This window comes from Draconibacterium halophilum, assembly GCF_010448835.1.
Lineage (GTDB): Bacteria > Bacteroidota > Bacteroidia > Bacteroidales > Prolixibacteraceae > Draconibacterium > Draconibacterium halophilum.
The window spans coordinates 554,029-574,386 of record NZ_CP048409.1 but is presented as its reverse complement, the minus strand read 5'-3'; the positions used below and the strand labels follow the sequence as shown (position 1 = coordinate 574,386).

Annotated in this window: 11 protein-coding genes; all 11 read right to left on the bottom strand. The window is 37.0% G+C overall.

The features are described 5' to 3' along the window. Positions 1-247: 247 nt before the first annotated feature. The 11 genes from G0Q07_RS02145 to G0Q07_RS02095 all read right to left on the bottom strand — a co-directional run bounded on the left by G0Q07_RS02145 (position 248) and on the right by G0Q07_RS02095 (position 20,285). Complete coding sequence (locus G0Q07_RS02145; RefSeq protein ID WP_163344532.1) at positions 248-1,249, bottom strand: DUF4097 family beta strand repeat-containing protein; 1,002 nt, start codon at positions 1,247-1,249, stop codon at positions 248-250. A gap of 70 nt (positions 1,250-1,319) precedes the next feature. After that, entirely contained in the window at positions 1,320-1,673 is a 354-nt protein-coding gene (locus G0Q07_RS02140; RefSeq protein ID WP_163344531.1) for an endonuclease domain-containing protein, read from the bottom strand. A 350-nt stretch (positions 1,674-2,023) separates the two neighbouring features. Next, positions 2,024-3,022 carry an SMP-30/gluconolactonase/LRE family protein gene (locus G0Q07_RS02135; protein WP_163344530.1) on the bottom strand — a complete coding sequence of 333 codons (999 nt, stop codon included), beginning with the start codon at positions 3,020-3,022 and terminating at the stop codon, positions 2,024-2,026. 158 nt (positions 3,023-3,180) lie between these two features. After that, a complete protein-coding gene (locus G0Q07_RS02130) occupies positions 3,181-3,486 on the bottom strand; it encodes an ABC transporter permease (RefSeq protein ID WP_163344529.1) in 306 nt (101 codons plus the stop codon). Then, a complete protein-coding gene (locus G0Q07_RS02125) occupies positions 3,444-5,555 on the bottom strand; it encodes an ABC transporter permease (protein WP_163344528.1) in 2,112 nt (703 codons plus the stop codon). The genes G0Q07_RS02130 and G0Q07_RS02125 overlap by 43 nt, the downstream gene beginning before the upstream one ends. A 20-nt stretch (positions 5,556-5,575) precedes the next feature. After that, positions 5,576-7,900, bottom strand: coding sequence for an ABC transporter permease (locus G0Q07_RS02120; protein ID WP_163344527.1), 2,325 nt, complete (start codon positions 7,898-7,900; stop codon positions 5,576-5,578). Between the two features lie 77 nt (positions 7,901-7,977). After that, on the bottom strand, positions 7,978-10,386 hold the full coding sequence (locus G0Q07_RS02115) for an ABC transporter permease (protein ID WP_163344526.1): 2,409 nt from the start codon (positions 10,384-10,386) through the stop codon (positions 7,978-7,980). Between the two features lie 275 nt (positions 10,387-10,661). Continuing rightward, positions 10,662-13,031, bottom strand: coding sequence for an ABC transporter permease (locus tag G0Q07_RS02110; protein ID WP_163344525.1), 2,370 nt, complete (start codon positions 13,029-13,031; stop codon positions 10,662-10,664). 63 nt (positions 13,032-13,094) lie between these two features. After that, positions 13,095-15,494: an ABC transporter permease gene (locus tag G0Q07_RS02105; protein ID WP_163344524.1), complete on the bottom strand. Its 2,400-nt coding sequence runs from the start codon at positions 15,492-15,494 to the stop codon at positions 13,095-13,097. 18 nt (positions 15,495-15,512) lie between these two features. Then, complete coding sequence (locus G0Q07_RS02100; RefSeq protein ID WP_163344523.1) at positions 15,513-17,861, bottom strand: ABC transporter permease; 2,349 nt, start codon at positions 17,859-17,861, stop codon at positions 15,513-15,515. Positions 17,862-17,924: 63 nt separating this feature from the next. Beyond that, positions 17,925-20,285 carry an ABC transporter permease gene (locus G0Q07_RS02095; protein ID WP_163344522.1) on the bottom strand — a complete coding sequence of 787 codons (2,361 nt, stop codon included), beginning with the start codon at positions 20,283-20,285 and terminating at the stop codon, positions 17,925-17,927. Between the last annotated feature and the right edge of the window lie 73 nt (positions 20,286-20,358).

Below are 20,358 nucleotides of genomic sequence, written 5' to 3'. Positions count from 1 at the left end.
TTCTAACCACTTACCAAATATACGATTTTTATTGTGTCAATTTTTTTGACAAAAACTGTATAATTCCTTGTCACAACCGGAACGCTGATTATAAGAATTTAGCGGATTTACGCCGTTGTATATAAATGCCAGATGCGTTTTGTACAAACTCCGGATCGGATTTCTTTTTGACAAAAAAATAGTGAGGATTTCACATCAAGAGAAATCCTCACTATTACTTTTAATTTTATGTAAAAGGAAACGACGACTAATCCTCGTAACTGATGCTAACGTTACCTCCTGATGCATGTGCATAAACCGGAATTCCACCTCCGTTCATCTTACCTTTTACGCGGTCTTTTTCGGAAGTACCGTTAAAGTTATGGAGCTCGATATTCACTCTGCCTGAACGCAAATCAAGATCGAGGCCCATTTTCTCGCCACCGTGAATAACAGCAGAAACACCTCCGCCGCTGGATTGCAGGTATAACTCATCGCTTAAATTGCTAATATTAACCTTAACAGATCCGCCACTCGATTTGGCCTTAACCATCCCTGCTTCACCCTGCACATAAACACCGCCACCACTGCTACTGGCATCCACGTCGCCGTTAATCTCTTCGAGTTTTACACTGCCACCAGAACTGCGTGCATAGACACTTCCTTTAGCTTTTTCAAGCGTTACGCCACCGCCACTCGAACTCAGTTTAATATCTCCCTTATGTTTGTACACGTGAACACCGCCGCCAGATGAGCTGGCTTTTGTGCTGCCGCTTGTATTCTCCAGCTTAACTCCACCGCCACTGCTTGAGAAATCATGTGTTCCTTTTACGCCCGAAATTTTCAGGCCACCGCCGCTGGATGACACATCGCACGACATTTCTTCCGGAACAATAATGGTGAGCGAAATACCCACATTGTTTCTCCAGAAATTCATCTGACCCCTGCGTTTTACAACTGCAGTAATTGTTGATCCGCTTTTTGAGAAATCGATATCGAAATCGTCTAAAACCTCATCCAAAGATTTGTCGGACGGCGATAAAAGACTTCCGTTTTTTCGCACAAAAGCCTGGATAATAACTTTTGGCTGATCATGTGTTTGTACTGTTACACCACCTCCCGATGATGAAGCATTGAGTTGCCCCGGCTGGTTTAAATCAAAGGTTTTGGTAATGGTTGGCTGGCCGTCTTTTGCCAATCCATTCAACGAAAGCACAGCGGTCAGCACTGCTATTATCGTAAATAATTTGATGTTCTTTTGAGTTTTCATAATGCATTTGATTTAATTGTTTAATACCGATTATTAGTTATAGGACGACAAAGTTTTGGAATAGTTACTATTATTTTTTTGTACCCCTAAATCCCCTGAAGGGACTTTTTCGTATCTCCGATTGGCGTATCAAACATTTCTTCTTTATAGTTTCAATTAGCTTGATCATATCTTTTTCGACTTCTTCATTTGTGAATCGGACAACCTCAATACCCCAATAATTTAATTCGCCGGTTCTTCCAATTTCATATTCTTTTTGATCTCTTGATTTATGAATCCCTCCATCAACCTCAATTACAAGTTTTAATGGATGACAATAAAAATCCGCGATAAAAATGTCTATTGGATGCTGAGGGCGAAAACGGAATCCCAATACTTTCTTTCCTTTTAGTTGCTCCCACAACAAAAGTTCAGCCTCAGTCATGTTATTTCGTAAAAGTTTAGCTTTCTCGAAAATATGAGCTTTTGCCCCATTTACATTGAAACATTATCGCTTATAGCCATCTATTGTTTGTATTTACCCCTATATCCCCTGAAGGGGACTTGTTTTCATCTCCGTTTGAATTTTAACTTATTTTGAATTTTAACTTTTCATATTCTTCTCAAAAAATTATTCATCGCTCACTGCCAAAAGCCCCTTTAGGGGTTTGGGGTGAAACAAAACTATTCAGCTCAAAACTTCTACCCCGATGCTACGGCCGGAATCTTCGCACTCTCACAACTCGTATCCTAATGTTGTAACTGAATTTTTAGCAGCTTTCTGCTTTAATGAATTCATTTTTTAAGGTGAACGCGCATGAGATAATTATCAGCTGTTACATACAAAGCCGAATAGTCATCATTAAATGTGCAGTTTGCCGTCTCTTTCCCTGTTTCTATTTTTCCCAGGATTTTCCCGTCCGGAGAGAAAATAAAAATTCCGCCTGGCCCTGTAGCAAAGACAGTCCCATTCCTGTGAACTTTCATTCCATCGGGAAGTCCATTATTCGCTAAAACCAGGTTTGTTGCGTCATAAAAAACTTTTCCATTCCCAATGCCTCCATTCTTTTTCACATCGTAAACCATCCATATGGCCCTCTTCGGATCTGAATTGGCCACATATAATTTTGTTCCATCAGGCGAAAAAGCAATTCCATTTGGGCGGGTCAATGCTTTTGTGAGCAACTTAATTTCGCCCGATTTTGAAAGTTTGTAAACCCCCTGAAAATCCAATTCTTTTGCCGGGTCATCCACATTTTTCTCAAGACCGTATGGAGGATCGGTAAAATACAATTCATCGGTTTTACTGAAAACTGCATCGTTGGGGCTGTTTAGTTTCTTTCCCAGATAGCTGTCAGCCAGGGTTTCAAATTTTGGCAACGGATCACTCAACGGTGCTAACATTTTAGCTATCCTGCGATCGCCATGCTGACAGAGAACCAGACTCCCATCCGAAGCCAAAAGTAAGGCATTGGAACCAAGCTCTCCCCCTCTGGCTTGTTCCCCGGTATATCCCGATGGTTTAAGATACAACTGCAGTCCATCGGATTCACTCCATTCATAAATCGAATTGTCAGGAATATCTGAAAAAATAAGTTTGTTCACAGAGGTCAGCCAGAGCGGTCCCTCTGACCAACCAAAGCCATCAGCCAGAATTTCTATGCCTGCAGAAACATCGATCAAATCGTCCAGGCTCGGATCATCGACAATGATTTTTCCGGTGGTTTGATAATTTTGAGCGAAAGCTGGAACCGTCAAAATAAATGATAAAACCAGGTAAATAATTTGATGCATTTTGTTCTCTTTTAAGTTTGAGTAATACCTATAAAGGTATGAATAAGCTTCGTAATTTGTTTGGTAACTGCTTTTAGCTACGTTGGAGTTTGGGGTTATTCATACATCAGTACCTCAATCCCGATACGCTTCGCTATCGATGATCTACGCACTTCTCACTACTCATATCGAAGTGCTTCGACAGGATTCCGCGTTGCAGCACGCCAACTTTGCCAGCTCACCGTTAGCAATGCAATGCCCAAAGCCAGTAATCCGGCCAGTGCAAAAATCCACCAGCTTAAAGTAGTTTTGTAAGCAAAGTTTTCGAGCCATTTATTCATTGAATAGTAAGCAACCGGGGTGGCTATTACAAAAGCTATGGCTACCCATTTTATAAAGTCGCGATTTAGCATTGTAAGTATTTCTGATATACGAGCACCATTTACTTTTCGGATACCGATTTCTTTGGTGCGATTTTCTGCCAAAAAAAGGAAAGGCCAAGTATACCCAGCACTGCAATTGCAATTGCTATGAGAGAAAACAGCGAAACTGCTTTGGCCATTTGCTCATCTTTTTTGTATAGCTTTTCAAAACTTTGGTCGAGAAAATGGTAGCTGAAAGGAAACCCCGGAGCTAGTTCATCCCAAACTGAACTGATTTTTGCTAAGGTTTTGACTAGATCGTTTCCAGCAATTTTCAGATTTACATATTGTCCCTGCCCTGGCAAATAAATTATTGCAAGCGGCTCGATACGATTGTGTAACGATTTATAATTGAAATCTTTAACAATACCAACCACTTTAGCTTTTCCTCCCGGTATGCGAATATTTAATTGAAAAGGATCTTCAACTCCAAACTCTCTTACCGCTGCTTCATTTAAAAGTGCAGTGGCATTTTCATCGGTCTTTAGGTTTTTTGAGAAAAATCGTCCATCAGCAAGTTGTAAATTGTAGAGTTCAATAAATTCGGCATCCACCCAAGTTGTAGCAAAGTTTAGCATTTTTCCATCAATCTCCTGGCTGTTCAATCCCTCAATCCCTCCGAACATATTACTCGAGAAAGCGATTTCTTGTACTTCAGGCAATGTGTGTAAACGCTCTCGAAGAGTCTCTTTTTTTCCTGCTAAAATCTGGAAAGGCAGTTTTGCGTAAACAACTTGCTCGCTAGGTATTCCAAGGTCTTTATCCTTTATGTAATTAACTTGTTTGAAGATTAAAAAAGTAGCAGTAATAAGAACGATTGTAACCGAGAATTGAAAAATAATAAGTGCGCGTCGCAGGTTGCCTCCACCGCTATTATTACCGGTTTTCATTTTAATTATCTCGATGGCTTTTTTCGACGAAAGCAAAAGTGCGGGGTAAATTCCTGCAACAAAACCCAAGAGTAGAATTGTAGGAATAAGCATCAGAAACATTCTGGGTTGAAATGTTAATCCGTTGGTGACATTCATAAAAACACCATATCGTTTAACTAAAATCAAGGCAAAAAATGCACCTGCAACTACAGCAAGAAAACTAACGATTGTAGTTTCCGACAGGTATTGGAAAATGAGATTTCTACGGCTTGATCCGATTAGTTTTTGAACGCCAATTTCTTTATGCCTGTTGGATGCGCGGGCTGTGGTAAGGTTTACATAGTTAATAACCGACAGCAACATTACAATTCCACCAATAACTAAAAGAATATTCACCAACATTATATTTCCACGGTTAGTAGTGTCGTTACTTAGGCTTTTATCAAAATAAACATCCCTTAAACGATGCAGCGAAAGTGGATTTAATTCGGCGTCGTTGGCGCTTTCATTATTTGATAATTGACTGGCGTAATGGGCAATAAGATTTTTTTGAAGTTTTTCTTCAAACTCAGCCACAACAATGTTAGGCTTTACAAGCAGATAACTTTCGTAAACCGTGTGACCCCAATTTTCAGAATAATAGTTGCCTCTCATTCCATTAATCGATGCGTCGGAAACCAAACCATTAAATTGAATGGATGAATTTGAAGGCAAATCTTTTACAATTGCCCTTACGGTAAATGTATCGTCTTGTCTGCTTTTCCATGTTACTGTTTCGCCAATTGGATTTGTTTCGCCAAAAATCCGGGCTGCCTCACTTTCGGTAAGTATCATCGAAAATGGCGATTCCATGGCTGATTGAATATCGCCCTGTAGAACTTCAAAGTCAAATATTTCGAAAAATCCCGGGTTCGCAGAATAATACCTCTCAATTTCGAACGATTTGTTTCTAAACTGAACCACCGGTGAAAACATATTTAATTGTCGCGTTTCAATATGAGCAGTCTGCTCAATTTCTGGGAATTGATTTTTTAGAAACTCATTTAATGGTCCCGGAGTTAAACTTGAATTGCCATAACTTACTTTATAAATGTGTTCTTCTTGCGAATGGAATTTATCTGTATTTAATTCATTAATTGCATAAGTTGCTATCAACAACGAAATAGTAATTCCTAAGGCTAAACTTGTTACATTCAGTGTAGTATTTACCTTGTTTTTAAGAATGTTTCGTAAACTTATTTTAATAAAATGTTTAAACATGGAATTATAATTTAATTGTTTTATTCATATCGAAGTGCTTCAACCGGATTCCTCGTAGCTGCCCTCCAACTCTGCCAGCTAACTGTTAACAATGCAATTCCTAACGCCAGTAATCCGGCCAGGGCAAAAATCCACCAACTTAAACTGGTTTTGTAGGCGAAGCTTTCTAGCCATTTATTCATGACGAAATAGGCAATTGGGGTTGCTACAACAAATGCAAGTGCCACCCATTTTACAAAGTCTTTATTTAGCATGCTTAATATTTCTGATATTTTAGCGCCGTTTACTTTTCGTATGCCAATTTCCTTGGTTCGGGTTTCTGCCGCCATGGTTGAAAGTGAAATAATACCAAGCGTAGCAATAAATATGGCTAACAATGAGAAAATGCCCAGCAGCCTCACCATCATCCTTTCAGTATTGTATAAATAATTAAATTCTTCATCAACAAATTGATACTTGCATAAACTTTCGGGAGCCATTTCTTTATATACTTTATCAATATAATTGATGGTTTGAGCAGTGTTTCCTGCAGTTAGTTTTAACAATGCTTTGTTGTAGTAGTTGTTATTCGCCCAATAAAAAATCATGGGTTCAATTTTATTGTGAAACGATTCAAAATGGAAATTTTTTATTACCCCAAGTAAGGTCCCGTCATTTATTTTATAACCGGCATCTTTTGTTTTTGAGTTTTTTAGAATATCCCATCCCGCCTCGTTAACAATATAACTTTTGCCCATTTGACTTTGGATATCCTTCGAAAAATTATCTCCCTGTAGAAGTTCAATATCCATCATCGGGATAAACTCAGGGTCGATAACAGCAAATTTGAACACATATCCCTCTTCATCAACATTAACTACGGTGCCATATTGTTTAAGCATCGTAATATCATCCGAAATAAAAGATACTCCGCTAATGTTTGGATTTTCAAGTAATTTCGATTTAAAAGTGCTTAAATTATCCGTAAACGAAGGCCCCAAATCAACACTCAATACTTGTTCTTTGTTGAAGCCGAGATTGCTGTTCGATGTAAACAGCAACTGTTTGTAAGTAATAACTGTACCGCAAATCAGGATAATAGATATTATATACTGAAAAGTAATTAAACCCACATTAAATCCGGATTGTTTTGCTCCTGTTTGACCTCCATTAGTGCCTTGCCTTGTACTCACTTTAGTTAAATAATAGGAAGGAAATACACCGTAGATAATTCCAAGACTTACTATTCCGACACCAATTAAAAGAATATATTTGAGGTCCAGCACGTTGAGAATATTCAACTCTTTGCCTATTAAATTTTCATAAGAATGAAGGGAAAGGAACACTATCGCGAAAGCAATTAAAATTGAAATTGTACATAAAATAACGGAGTCGAGCATGTATTGAAAAATGATTGCCGTTTTTGAACTTCCAAGAATTCTACGAATATGAATTTCGTTAGTTTTTTTAAGTCCTCTGGAAATAGTCAGGTTAATAAAATTGATGCTTGCAATAAGAATAATAAATGCACCAACCACCATTAAAATGATTAAAAGCGTCATGCTCCCGTGTTTTGTTTCGTCGTTTGCCTCGGTATCGGAAGCAAGATAAATATCGTTAAATGAGCGTAATGAAAATTCCGGTTCTTTTACATCCCATTGTTCGATATTTCGGAATTGTTTATCCATCTTTTTTTCAAGCAATTCCTTGTCGTGATTTTCGGAAAGCATGATGTATGAAACCAAATTCCAACTCCAGTTTTCATCCGTAAGGTTAAAACTGACTTCAACCGATTTAAACGAAGCAATAGCTTTTGCCGGCAAATGAAAATCGGGCAAATCTTTTATTACACCGGTAACCGTATAATCATTCTGATTCTTGAAGTTAACCTGCTCCCCGATTGGATTTTTATCACCAAATATTTTTTTTGCCAGCGATTCTGCGAGTACAATTGTGAAAGGTTCGTTAAGTGCCGTTTTAGGGTCGCCTGTTTCAAATGGAACGGAAAATATTTCGAAAAATGAGTTCTCGGCAAAACAGAAGTCCTTTATTTCAAAAAAGTTCTTTTCGTAACTAATCCAATGATTATTAGTTGATTTAATCATTACAGAATTTTCAACTTCAGGAAAAGTTTCTTTTGATATTCTGCTAATAGATATTGGTACCTGGTTGTATTCACCTTGCTCAATTCGGTAAACCCGGTCTCCGTTTGTATTGAATTTGTCGAAATTAAATTCATTAACCACGAACAACATGATGAGTATAAAAACTGCAAATGCAATGGATAGTCCACCGATATTTATGAAAAGATATGATTTACTACCTCTCATATTTTTAAACGATTGTCTTATTTTTTCTTTCATCATTTTTGGTGTTTAAATTAGTTTTGGTACTTGTTAAAAACAGAATACTCACTTTTCATCGAAAAAATTATTCATTCAAACTATTCATACCTCAAACTCTCGACAGGATTTTTAGTAGCCGCTTTCCACGATTGAAATGAAACTGTCAACAACGCAATTCCCAAAGCCAGCAAGCCTGCCAAAGCGAAAATCCACCAGCTTAAACTTGTTCGATATGCGAAACCTTCGAGCCATTTGCTCATAGCGTAATACGAAACAGGAACTGCAACAACAAATGCAACGACTACCCATTTTACAAAGTCTCTGTTTAGCATGGTTAATATCTCAGAAATTTTGGCTCCATTGACTTTGCGGATACCTATTTCTTTTTGTTTTTGGATTGCAGCATATGATACCAAACCTAGCAGACCAATGCAAGCTATCATGATTGCAAAAAGGGTAAAAACACCAATTACTTTTACCAAACGGTCTTCCGATTTGTATTGAGCGTTAAATGACTGATCCAGAAAGAAGTATTCAAATGGAGCTTCTTTGTTAAAATTTTCCCAATTCAATTTTAGCGATTTTATCATTCCCGGTAAATTATCCGACCGTACACTTATTGAAAGAAAACTACTTGCATCACTACATTTTAAAACAAGGGGAAGTGTTTCATCCCGCATCGACTTCATGTGAAAATCTTTCATGATGCCAACAACCTTAAAATCCTGTTCGTAGTTATAGTCATGAATGTATTTGTCAGTACAATCGCTCCATCCCAGCAACCTGGCTGCTGCTTCATTTATAATTGCATTGTCTTTCTCCGAAGCCACATTTTCGGAAAAAAACCGGCCATCTTTTAGTTGAACCCCCAGTGTCTTCTGAAAATCACCGTCAACTTGCATCCTGTTCATTAAATGGGTTTTGTCACTTCCCTGTTCACAAAATATGTTGCCGGAATTATCATCAACCGAGGGCAATGTTGATGAATATGACGCCGAAAGGACAGATGGATTTTTAAGCAGTTCCATCTTGAAACTATTTCGATTGTTCCCTAAATACCCCATATTTTTAACAACCAATACATTTTCTTTTTCGAATCCGGGGTTCTGTGAGTGCAGATAATTAATTTGTCGTCGGATAATTAGTGTACAAAATACCAGTGCAATAAATACTACAAATTGAAGTGTCACCAATCCACCTCTGGTTAGCGATTTAGAATTTCCTTCTTTGAATTTCCTTTTTAACACATCAACCGGTTTAAAAGCCGTGATAATGAACGCAGGATAACTACCTGCTAAGATTGTAATGATTAGTGGTATAAAAATGATGGTTATTAGTGTTAAGGGATTTAGTAAATATTCGGGCAGAATAATTATTCCCGAAAATTGATTAAGAAATGGAAGAATAAGCAAAAGAATTAGAATTGATAGGAGAAGTGCAATCAGGCACTGAATAAATGTTTCGATAAGAATTTGAAAAATAATTGATTTCCGTGGTGAGCCTATAATTTTTTTCACCCCAATTTCTTTTGCCCTTAACGATGCTCTTGAAGTAGTGAGATTGACAAAGTTAAAACAAGCGATAATTAGTATTATTATTCCGGTTATACCGAATATGAAAAGGAAACGCTTATTTCCATAGGTTGACAACTCTTCGGCATAAGTTGAATTAAGATGTATGTCTTTTAAGGGTTGAAGTTTATGAATGAATAAATTACCCTGGCTTTCAAATTCGGCGAGAGAGATGCCCATTTCTTTTTGTATCATGGCATCTTCGTATTTTCGTATTGATGCGTCAAATTTTACTTCAAATTCTTCAATATTGGTGCCTTTTTTTGTGACAATGTAAGTATAGGTATTGCCAAAATTACCCCAGGAATCCATGCGCTTACTTTCCTGTAACGTACAAAACGACGCATATATATTGCTTTGTAAATTTGAGTTTTTAGGGATTTTATCGAGAATGCCAGTTACCACGTACGGATCTTTTTCACTGTGTAGTAAAATTGATTTGCCCATGGGGTTTTCATCTCCAAAGTATTTAAGAGCCACCTCCTTTTCGAGTATAATTGAGTTGGGTTCAAGGAGTGCTGTTTTATGATCTCCCTCAAGCAATTTAAAATCAAATACATCAAACAATTCAGCGTCGGCATAACATATTTCACTTTCAACAAATTTTTTCTCTTTATACCGGGTGATTATTTCAGAAAGAGGATACAATCTTACAGCCTCTTCTACTTCTGGAAAATCGTTTTTAGCGGCAGCAGCCAAAGGGATTTCAGACCTTGGAATGTTTTGAGCTGTTTCGCCCATTTTTACATGAGCAACACATCGGTAAATCCGATCAGCTTTTGAGTGAAAACTATCGTAACTTATTTCATGAAAAGTATAGGTGGCGATGTATAAAAATGCAACCAGTCCCAATGATAATCCACCAATATTTAAAAAAGAGTGGAACAAATCTTTCCGCAAATGATAAATGGCTGTTTTAAAAAATAGTTTTATCATGGCTGTTTTATTTAGTTTGTTTTCAAATTCAGTAATGTCTTGTAATCATGCCATACTGTGAAAATGATTTTGTAAAATCTGATTTTCAATTTTTACGCTTGTTCTTTTGTAAATGTTTTTTCAATAACAATGCCTCTTTTGTAAGTTTCAGTTGATTAGCTTGTTGCGTTATTAACTCGATTTGTTTTTGTCAAAATTATTGACATTGAGTGTATGAATATTTGTCAGAAAAGCTATTTATGCCCAGGGCTACATCCCGGGCAATCGGGATTTCGTCACTCATATCTGAGTGCCTCCACAGGATTCCTTGTTGCAGCCCGCCAACTCTGCCAGCTCACCGTTAGTAATGCAATTCCCAAAGCCAGTACCCCTGCCAATGCAAAAATCCACCAACTTAAAGTGGTTTTATAAGCGAAGTTTTCGAGCCATTTATTCATGGCGTAATATGCAATTGGGCAGGCAACTACAAAAGCAATGGCTACCCATTTTATAAAGTCTTTATTGAGCATTGCGAGTATTTCTGAGATTTTGGCGCCGTTTACTTTACGGATGCCGATTTCTTTGGTTCTCATTTTTGAAATTAACATCGACATGGAAAAAAGTCCCATACCCGAAATGAGTATTGAAAACAATGCTAAAGCAAATAAGATATTTGAAACCTGTATTTCTTTTTCGTATAGTTTGGCAATATGCTGGTCGAGGAAATAAACATCTGTAATTGCTGCGTTGTCTATTTTATCTGTTGTATTGATAATTTTTTTAATCGTTTCGGTTAAGGAGGTATTGGCAGATGCCAATTTTATAACAATCCTTGACTGGTATGATTCTTCATAACAAATAGCCAAAGGCTCGATTGTGTTATGTAACGAATTATAGTGAAAATCTTTTATCACCCCAATTATTGGCGCACCATCAAGTGTTACTTTCGAAATATCATCGATGTTATACTTGTTAATTAATGACTCATTTACAATGTACGACATGTAGTCTGACTTTATATCAGAGTCAAAAAAACGGCCTTCTGCAATTTCAAAATCCATGACGTCCGGATAATCAACTCCAACCATGTTCCGATAAGTAGAAATGACCATTTCCTCCCCATTTTTTAAAAGTGGTATCCTAAAATCAGAATAATGTTCATCTCCGGGCATATGCAAACTAGTACTAACATTTTTAATTTCAGGCAGCTGTTTTAATGTCTCTTCAATTAATTTGATATTGGGGGCAGTTTGTGGGCTGCGGTTTGCCACTGGCATATAAATAACTGCTCCACCAGCCAGGTTTTTGCGACTTTCAGAAAAAACAAAATTCATCTGTTTGTAGATAGTAAAAACTGAAATTATCAATACAATTGAAGCTGCAAACTGGGCGATTGAAAAAACATTCCCCAGTCGGTTTAGCTTCCTGCCAGCATTATTGCTTTCTTTTAGTGAACTGGTAATTTTATACGAAGTAAATTTTAATGCCGGAAACAAGCCAACAACGATGCCGGTCAATATACCTACTGAAAGCGCAATCAGAAAATATGAGAATTTTAAATCAGGGATAGAAATATTCAAAAAGTTGCCCAATATATTCTTTAACAGGTAGCTAATAATAAATGCAAAAATCACGGCAATCGTACTCGGAACAATGGCCTGATAAACCAGAAAACGGACGTTGTTTGCCCGTGACGAACCGTTTACAGAACGGATACCAATTTTCTTTATACTTTCGGTTGCCCGTGATAAAATAGTGTTTGCATAGTTAAGTAAGGCTATCAAAAGAACAATCAAAACCAGGGTTAGCAGCATCAGGGTTATTTTCCTGTTTCCGTGTGCACATAAATTGTCGTGAGAATTTGGGGAATAATAAATTTTAGCCAGCGGATTAAGATGGTAACTTCTGCTTTTAGCCACTTCCGGGGCTCCAAGTGAATTGAATACAGCAATCATCCCGTTGCTCAGTTTTTGTTGTAGCTGATCGTAAGTGGAAAATTCATCGGCTTGAAAAAAAGTATGCACCGTATTATTTCCCCAACCCGTTGTAACATAACCCGGCATATTTGCAGCAGGCAAAAGCATATCAAAACGAATGGATGAATTTTGGGGTATTTCGTCCATTATCGCCCTTACAGTAAACATTTCTCCTTTGTATTCAATAGTTTTTCCAATGGGATTTTCTTTCCCAAAAACTCTTCCAGCTAAAGATTTGGAAAGCGCCACCGAATATTTATCGGTATAAAATGATCTTACCTCACCTGATAAAATTCCGAAAGAGAACATTGAGAAGAAGTCGGCATCGACCACCAAAGGATTATCAACTTTGTATTTTGTTTGATTGTAGACAATATTTCGCTCTGTCATGCCACCTTCTTCATCGTTCAAAATCCTTGTCGAATGAACCACTCCGGGTATATTTCCCTTAATCCACGAACTCATGATGCCCGGCGTTGTGCATAAATCCAAATCTGGTAAACTTAACTCTACCCTATAAATTGCTTCCCGGTTTTCGTGAAAGCGATCGAAGTTCATTTCCGAGAAAGCGTAAATCCCAACAAGAATAACAAATGTGAAACCAATTACTAATCCGAAAATATTCATGGTAGAAGTAGCAACTTGCCGTCTTAACCCCCTAACTATCTGTTTCATTTCTTGTTTAAACATAACCGAATGTTTTTATTGTAATTTGAAATTCCATCACCAATGCTACAATCAAGGATCTTCGCCTTACTCATACCGTAAGGCTTCAACCGGATTCCTCGTTGCCGCCCTCCAGCTTTGCCAGCTAACGGTTAGCAATGCAATTCCCAAAGCCAGTACTCCGGCAAGGGCAAATATCCACCAGCTTAAGTTGGTTTTGTAAGCAAAATTTTCGAGCCATTTATTCATGGTATAATAAGCGATGGGAGTAGCTACAATAAACGCGATAACTACCCATTTTATAAAGTCTTTATTAAGCATGGCAAGTATCTCCGAAACTTTAGCACCATTTACTTTACGGATGCCGATTTCTTTGATCCTTCCATTTATATTGAAAATTGCCAGGCCAAACAAGCCAAGACAACTGAGAAAGATGGCTAAAATTGTCAAAGCATTCATTAAGGTTGCGGTTTGTGATTCGCCCCTGTAGTTTTGATCGAATAACTCATCTAAAAAGAAATACCCCATTGGATATTCAGGTGATACTTTATTCCACTTCTCTGTTATATTGCTAACGGTTTTTGTTAAATCTGCCGACTTTAATTTTATAACAATATACCGGCTAAATGTGTCAAATCCATTCTCTTTAAAGAAGAACATTACCGGTAAGTTCTTTGAATGAATAGTGGCATATTCAATATCCTTTACTACACCAATAATTTCTTTTTCCTTTCTGTCCCTTATGGTTATAAGTCTTTGTCCTATCGGGTTCACTAATCCCAGCTCTTTTTGAAGGGCTTCATTGATAATAATCTTGTCTTTATATGAGGTGTTGGACTGTTCAAAATCAGCACCACTAACAAACTCTGCACCAATTGTTTGAAAGTATTTATTGTCTATTGATACAAGACCGCATTGTTGCGAACTCTTTTCTTCATCTCCGGCAACCGAAGGGCCTCCCCAGTTTGTTAAATTATTTGCAGGTACATGACTGGCACTACTTATCGAAATTACTTCAGGATAACTTTCCAGATCATTCTTAAGAATTTGAAACCGCTGATAGGTGTTTCCCAAATCGTTTCGAAGCACTAATACCTGTTCTTTGTCAAACCCCAGATCGTGATGGCGGATCAACCGAAGTTGGTTGTTAATAACAAAAGCACAAAGGATTAGCAAAATACTTACTACAAACTGTGAAACGACCAGAATATTACTAAAACGGAATTGTGAAATTGTTTTAGGTGATTTTTTAGATGTGGATAGTACAACTCCTTTTAGTGCATTTGAGGTATCCACACGAAATGTTTGAATAAGTGGAAATATACCGGATAATAAGACGATTACAAAGCATACTATAATAATGAATCCAGTAAGTGGGATGAAATCGGTAAATAGGATTCCTAAATCCTTATTGATGATTTGGCTCAATGAAGGTAACAATAGCTTCGCGGATATAATGCTTATCAATAAAGCAATGAATAAGTAAGCAAGAATCTCGATAAGAATTTGCGGCATGAATGTTTTTAGATTAGCGCCAAGTACCTTTTTTATTCCTGTTTCTGTATTTCGTTTGCTTTTTACTGCAATGGTCAGGTTGATAAAATTAAAACACGAGATTAACAGTATCAATGCAGCAATTATCGCTACACCCAAAGTGTATATGATATTTCCGGGACTATTCTCCAGGTATCCCGACCTCAAATAAACATCTGAAAACTTTTGTAATTTAGCTTGAACAAAGTCCCCTTTACAAGCTGTGTCTGTGGATGAAGCATTCCATATTTCTGCAATTTTGTTATTTACTGCTTCTATATCGACACTTTCCGGTATTCTGAAATAAAACGCTGTTGAATGATTTCCCCATGAATAAAAGAAACCATCATTTCTTTTTTCCATTGATGAAATTGACGCAAAAAAATCGCCCTTGATATGTGCATGTTCCGGAATGTCTTTAAAAATTCCGGTAATGTTATATTCAAACTGATTGTCAATCTCTATCGTTTCGCCTATCGGATTTTTATCATTGAAGAATTGTTTGGCTTTGCTTTCTGATATTATTACTGAAAATGGAGATGAAAGCACTGTGGCCGGATTGCCAGCAATCATTTCCCAACCTATCAGATTGATGAATGAAGGATCAACACCCAGAAAATAACTGTTAAATCGATTTTCCTCCATTTTAATATTTACCGGATCCAGGTAAATTCTTGAACCATCTTCAATCTCCGGAATATCTTTTTTTATTTCATCAAAAAAGCGGGGAGGTTGCCCTATGTGGAATGTGGCCGGCGGGACATTATTGATTGTGAGTCGATATACATTTTCAGTATTCGTAAAGCATTTGTCCACATTAAACTCATACTTTACGTATAAAAAAGCCAGAATTGCACAAACCAATCCTATTGATAAGCTAACAATGCTTATTGCTGAATAAACCTTATTTCTCAATATTCTCCTGATAATCTGTTTTGTTTCAATAAATTTCATTTCATCGTATTTTATTGTTTACTCATATCTGAGTGCCTCAACAGGGTTTCTGGTAGCTGCCCGCCAACTCTGCCAACTCACTGTTAGTAATGCAATTCCCAATGCCAGCACTCCTGCCAAAGCAAAAATCCACCAGCTCAAATTGGTTTTGTAAGCAAAGTTTTCGAGCCATTTATTCATGGCGTAGTACGAAATTGGGCAGGCTACCACAAAAGATATGGCTACCCATTTTATAAAGTCGCGGTTGAGCATCGTTAGTATTTCTGATACTCTTGCGCCGTTTACTCTTCTAATGCCAATTTCTTTGGTTTTGCTATTCACAAGCATCAACGAAATACCAAATAATCCCAACATCGAGATAATGATGGCAATGGCTGTAAATAGTAACAATATGTTAGTTGTTCGCTGAATATTTGCGTACAATTTTTCAAATTTTTCATCATAAAAAGAATACTCAAAAGGAACACCGGGCATTACATTCTTCCAGCGTTTTTCGATATTTGCTAGTGTTTGTTTGGTGTTATCTGTTTGAATGGCTACCGAAAGTGAATAAAAATTTTCCTGCATTTCTTTCGAAATAATAAGAGGCGGAATTTTGGAGTAGATTAAACCCACATGAAAATCCTCTACTATACCAATTATTTCGTGAGTTCCATTTCTAAAAAGTGTTTTCCCGATTGGATTATCCCAACCAAGCGATGTTGCCAGAGTTCGGTTGATAAGAAAAGGTTCATTCTCGCCTGATTTTCCAGTGTGAAAATTTCTTCCTTCCTGAAGTTTTATGTCGTAAGTAGCTAAAAAGTTTTCATCAGCATACAATGCACTATAGATGTACCATTGGTCTCCACCTTCCGGTCTATAACCGTTTGCTGTAGTTTCAAGTCCAGGAATTCCAAAGCTGGCAGTAACGTTTCTAACGCCTGGCAATTTCCCAATTTCATTAATTAATGCGTCCTTTTTTTGTCCAATTTCAGAATGCGAAATTTGAATAATGTTTTCTTGTGTAAAACCCAAATCTTTATTAAGTGCGTAATTCAACTGCTTGGAGGTAACAATAACAGAAGATATTAAAACAATAGATAAACCAATCTGGATTGCCGATACAGAAATTAATTTCTTATTCCGAAACCCCACACTAGTTATTTGGACTGAAGAACCTGTTCCAATATTTTTGAAATAATTATATGATGCCATGAAGCTAATTAGAAGACTCACTAGCACACAAAAAATAAGTAGAAAAAGGGTAGTGGAGAAAATCTTTCCGGTAAGAAAATTAAAGCTGTAGCCGAATAAAGAACAAATAAAGTTTTCGGAAGTAACTACCAACAGCATGGAGAACAGAACTGCAACTGAAAATTGCAAACTATTTTCGACAAACAATTGTTTGAAAACTTCAAACCTGCCAGAGCCTAAATAATTTTTAATCTGGAACTCTTTACCACGGTATGACAGAATTCCGGTTGAAATAAAAATAAAATTTAGAATGGCAACAAACAGAATTATACAACTGATTAATAATAAAATCAGTACACTTTTGATATCGGATTTTTTAAAATTATCATAATCCACATCAGAAAAAAGGTGGATCCTGGTCAAGGGTTCGAGCGTAAACTCGGAGAAAAAACCACTGTCTTCATTTTTCTCATTAACCTTCGACCATAAAAAGGGAACCAATTTATCTTTAATAGTTTTTTGTTTAGCTTTTTCAGTTACCTGAACAAAAGTATGTGTTGACATTCCACCATCCCAGCCCACATAAATGTCGGGAGAATTAAGGAGGGTGTTGATCGGAACAATTGCATCGAATTGAATGTGTGAATTATGCGGAGGATTTTTGGCAATAGCAGAAACAGTGTATAATTTGTTTTTCAATAAAAGGGATTTACCAATCGCATCTAGCTCTCCAAATAACTTGTCGGCAGTTTCTTCGGTAATAACAATTTCATTGTCATTTAAAACATTTGAAGGATTGCCTGTAAGCAGAGAGAAGGTAAAGAATTGAAAGAAATTATTATCAGCATACAACACTTTGTCGAACCTCATCTTGTTTTCTCCCCACGCCAGTTCTTCTCTTGCTGGTTTTATTCTGACATAATTTTGAATTTCTGGAATTTCCGCTTCTAATGCTGGCCCATACGGTGCTCGAATAGCAGGCGAAATTTCTGTGCTTTTAGGGTTTGTTGAAATTTCATTTACCCTGAATATTTGATTTTTATCGCGATGGAATTTATCGAAAGAAAATTCGAATTGGACATGCATTAAAAGAGCAATGGCAAACGAAAAGGCCAATACTAATCCTGTTAAATTTACTAGGGTGTAGATGCGATATCTTAAAAAAGTACGTATTGCTGTTCTAACTGTATTCATTGTAACATTTAGTTTTATTTCTGACTTCTATTATCTGGTAACCAGTTTCTAAATTGTTTATTATTATTCGTACCTCAAGGCCTCCACCGGATTTTTGGTGGCTGCTTTCCAACTGATCCAACTAACGGTAATAATTGTTAGAATGAGTGCTGCAAGTCCGGCCAGAGCAAATACCCACCAGCTCAGATTTGTTTTGTAAGCAAAATTTTCGAGCCAGTTATTTAATAAATACCAGGCTCCGGGAACAGCAATTACAAATGCAATTCCCACCCATTTCATAAAATTACGGTTAAGCGAAAGAAGAATTTCTCCGATGCGGGCACCGTTTACTTTTCGAACTCCAATTTCTTTTGTACGTTGTTCGGCAACAAAAGCGGCTAAAGCAAGAAGTCCTAAACAGGCAATTAAAATTGCGAGTCCAGAGAATATGGTAACTATTTTTCTGGTTCGCACTTCGGCATTGTATAAACGGCCAAAATCTTCATCGAAAAACACAAAGTCTAAACTTTGTCCGTTGGCAAATTTATCCCAGGTCTGTTGAATTGTTTTAAGACTTTGCTGAAGTTCACCTCCTGCAATTCTTACAGTTAAGTTTTCACCATTTCCGTTGAATATTACCAAAGAGCTCATTTCCTGATGTAGCGATTCGCAATTAAAGTCTTTCATGACACCTATAATTGTGTAGGCGTCCTCATCCGTTTTTTCCTGCTGGTAAAGTTTTTTACCAATCGGATCCTCAATATCCAGTCTTTTAACAGCCAATTCGTTTAGTACAACCGATCTGGCATTTGATGGATTACCTTCTTCAAAAAAACGACCTTCTTTTAATTCTACCTCGTAAGTTTTTATAAAATCACAATCGGTCCAGATGTTATTCATTCCACGGGGATCGTTTGCCGAATGATGAAAAAATGTGCTGCTGGTGTTAATTCGCCCCGGAACTGAAGAAGTGTTTGTAATTTGCAGAATTCCAGACTGAGCAAGTAATTCATTTTTAAAAGATGACATTCGGTTTCCAAGGTAATTGGCTTTGTTTATTACAACAAGATTTTCTTTGTTAAAGCCCAATTCTTTATTCTGAAGAAAACTCAATTGTTTGCTTATCAAAAAGGCTCCTGAAAAGAGAATAATGGACACTATTAATTGAAAAATAACTAATCCGCTGCGCAATTTCCCCTGCGATCCTTCAGATTTGTGAACTCCTTTTATAACTTTTACAGGATTAAACGATGCCAAAAAGAAGGCGGGGTAACTGCCGGCAATTATTCCAATTCCAATTCCAAAAAGGATCATTAATGGAATCGTTTTGAAATTGTTGAAGTAATAAAAAACAAGTTGTTTATCGATTAAACTATTAAAACCCTGAAGCATTAATTTTATGAGTACCAATGCAAGTACCAATGCAATTAGGGTAACAAAAATTGATTCGGACAAAAATTGGATTACAAGAGATTTATGGTTTGAACCCAATGCTTTTTTTATTCCAACCTCTTTTGCCCGTTTGGCCGAGCGTGCAGTAGACATATTCATGTAATTTATACAAGCGATTACAAGTATAAAAACTGCAATAATCGAGAATATTAACATGTAGCTTTTATTGCCCAAAGGTTCAGGCCCCTGCGATACATCTCTGTCGAAATGAATTTCGCTTATTGGTTGTGCATACCAGCGGTATTTTGCTCCCTGCGCCAGAAAATCTTCAAACGAAACACCCATGTATTGTTTTACGGTTGGTCCAACATATTTTGTCACCAGCCCTTCAAGTTTGGCATCTACATCCTGTTTGGTAAATCCTTCTTTCATCAGGAAATAAGTATAAACCATGTTGTTTATCCATTCCATATTATTATCAACCTTCTGTCCCTTTATTGAGGCCAGAAAGTCGGGTTTAATATGTGAGTTTTGAGGGAAGTCATGTATCACTCCTGTTATCAGATAATCGCGGTCGTTTTCCCAGGTGAGAAATTGCCCGACAGGATTGTTTTCTCCAAAATAGCGTTTCGCAGTTGATTCGGTTAAAACCACTGAGTTAGGTTGTGCCAAAGCATTTTCAGGATTGCCGATAATAAAAGGTGCAGTAAAGATTTTGAAAAAATTGGCATCAGCAAAATACCACTCTGTTTCGTTAAATACATCATCATTATGTCGGATAACAGGTTGCGAAAAATTAGTTATTCGAACAGCTTCTTCAACTTCAGGAATTTCATTTTGCATTACCCTTGCCAAAGGCGGATTGGTTACCGGTTGATTAATGTTGTCATCACTTAATACAGCAAATAAATTTACCCGATAAATGCGGTCGGCTTTATCGTGAAATTTATCGTAACTGATTTCGGATTGTACATACAAAAGAATTAGAATACATGCAGAAATACCAATGGCCAAACCAACAATATTTATTAAGGAATAAAATTTGTTCCTCATCAGATTTCGGAGTGCGGTTTTTAGGTAATTTTTAAACATGAATCTGATTTTTTAGGTGAACAATTAATAGTTT

Coding starts and splice junctions, on each gene's coding strand:
- G0Q07_RS02145 (WP_163344532.1), bottom strand. CDS start 1,249: ATGAAAACTCAAAAGAACATCAAATTATTTACGATAATAGCAGTGCTG.
- G0Q07_RS02135 (WP_163344530.1), bottom strand. CDS start 3,022: ATGCATCAAATTATTTACCTGGTTTTATCATTTATTTTGACGGTTCCA.
- G0Q07_RS02140 (WP_163344531.1), bottom strand. CDS start 1,673: ATGACTGAGGCTGAACTTTTGTTGTGGGAGCAACTAAAAGGAAAGAAA.
- G0Q07_RS02100 (WP_163344523.1), bottom strand. CDS start 17,861: ATGAATACAGTTAGAACAGCAATACGTACTTTTTTAAGATATCGCATC.
- G0Q07_RS02115 (WP_163344526.1), bottom strand. CDS start 10,386: ATGATAAAACTATTTTTTAAAACAGCCATTTATCATTTGCGGAAAGAT.
- G0Q07_RS02105 (WP_163344524.1), bottom strand. CDS start 15,494: ATGAAATTTATTGAAACAAAACAGATTATCAGGAGAATATTGAGAAAT.
- G0Q07_RS02120 (WP_163344527.1), bottom strand. CDS start 7,900: ATGATGAAAGAAAAAATAAGACAATCGTTTAAAAATATGAGAGGTAGT.
- G0Q07_RS02125 (WP_163344528.1), bottom strand. CDS start 5,555: ATGTTTAAACATTTTATTAAAATAAGTTTACGAAACATTCTTAAAAAC.
- G0Q07_RS02110 (WP_163344525.1), bottom strand. CDS start 13,031: ATGTTTAAACAAGAAATGAAACAGATAGTTAGGGGGTTAAGACGGCAA.
- G0Q07_RS02095 (WP_163344522.1), bottom strand. CDS start 20,285: ATGAGGAACAAATTTTATTCCTTAATAAATATTGTTGGTTTGGCCATT.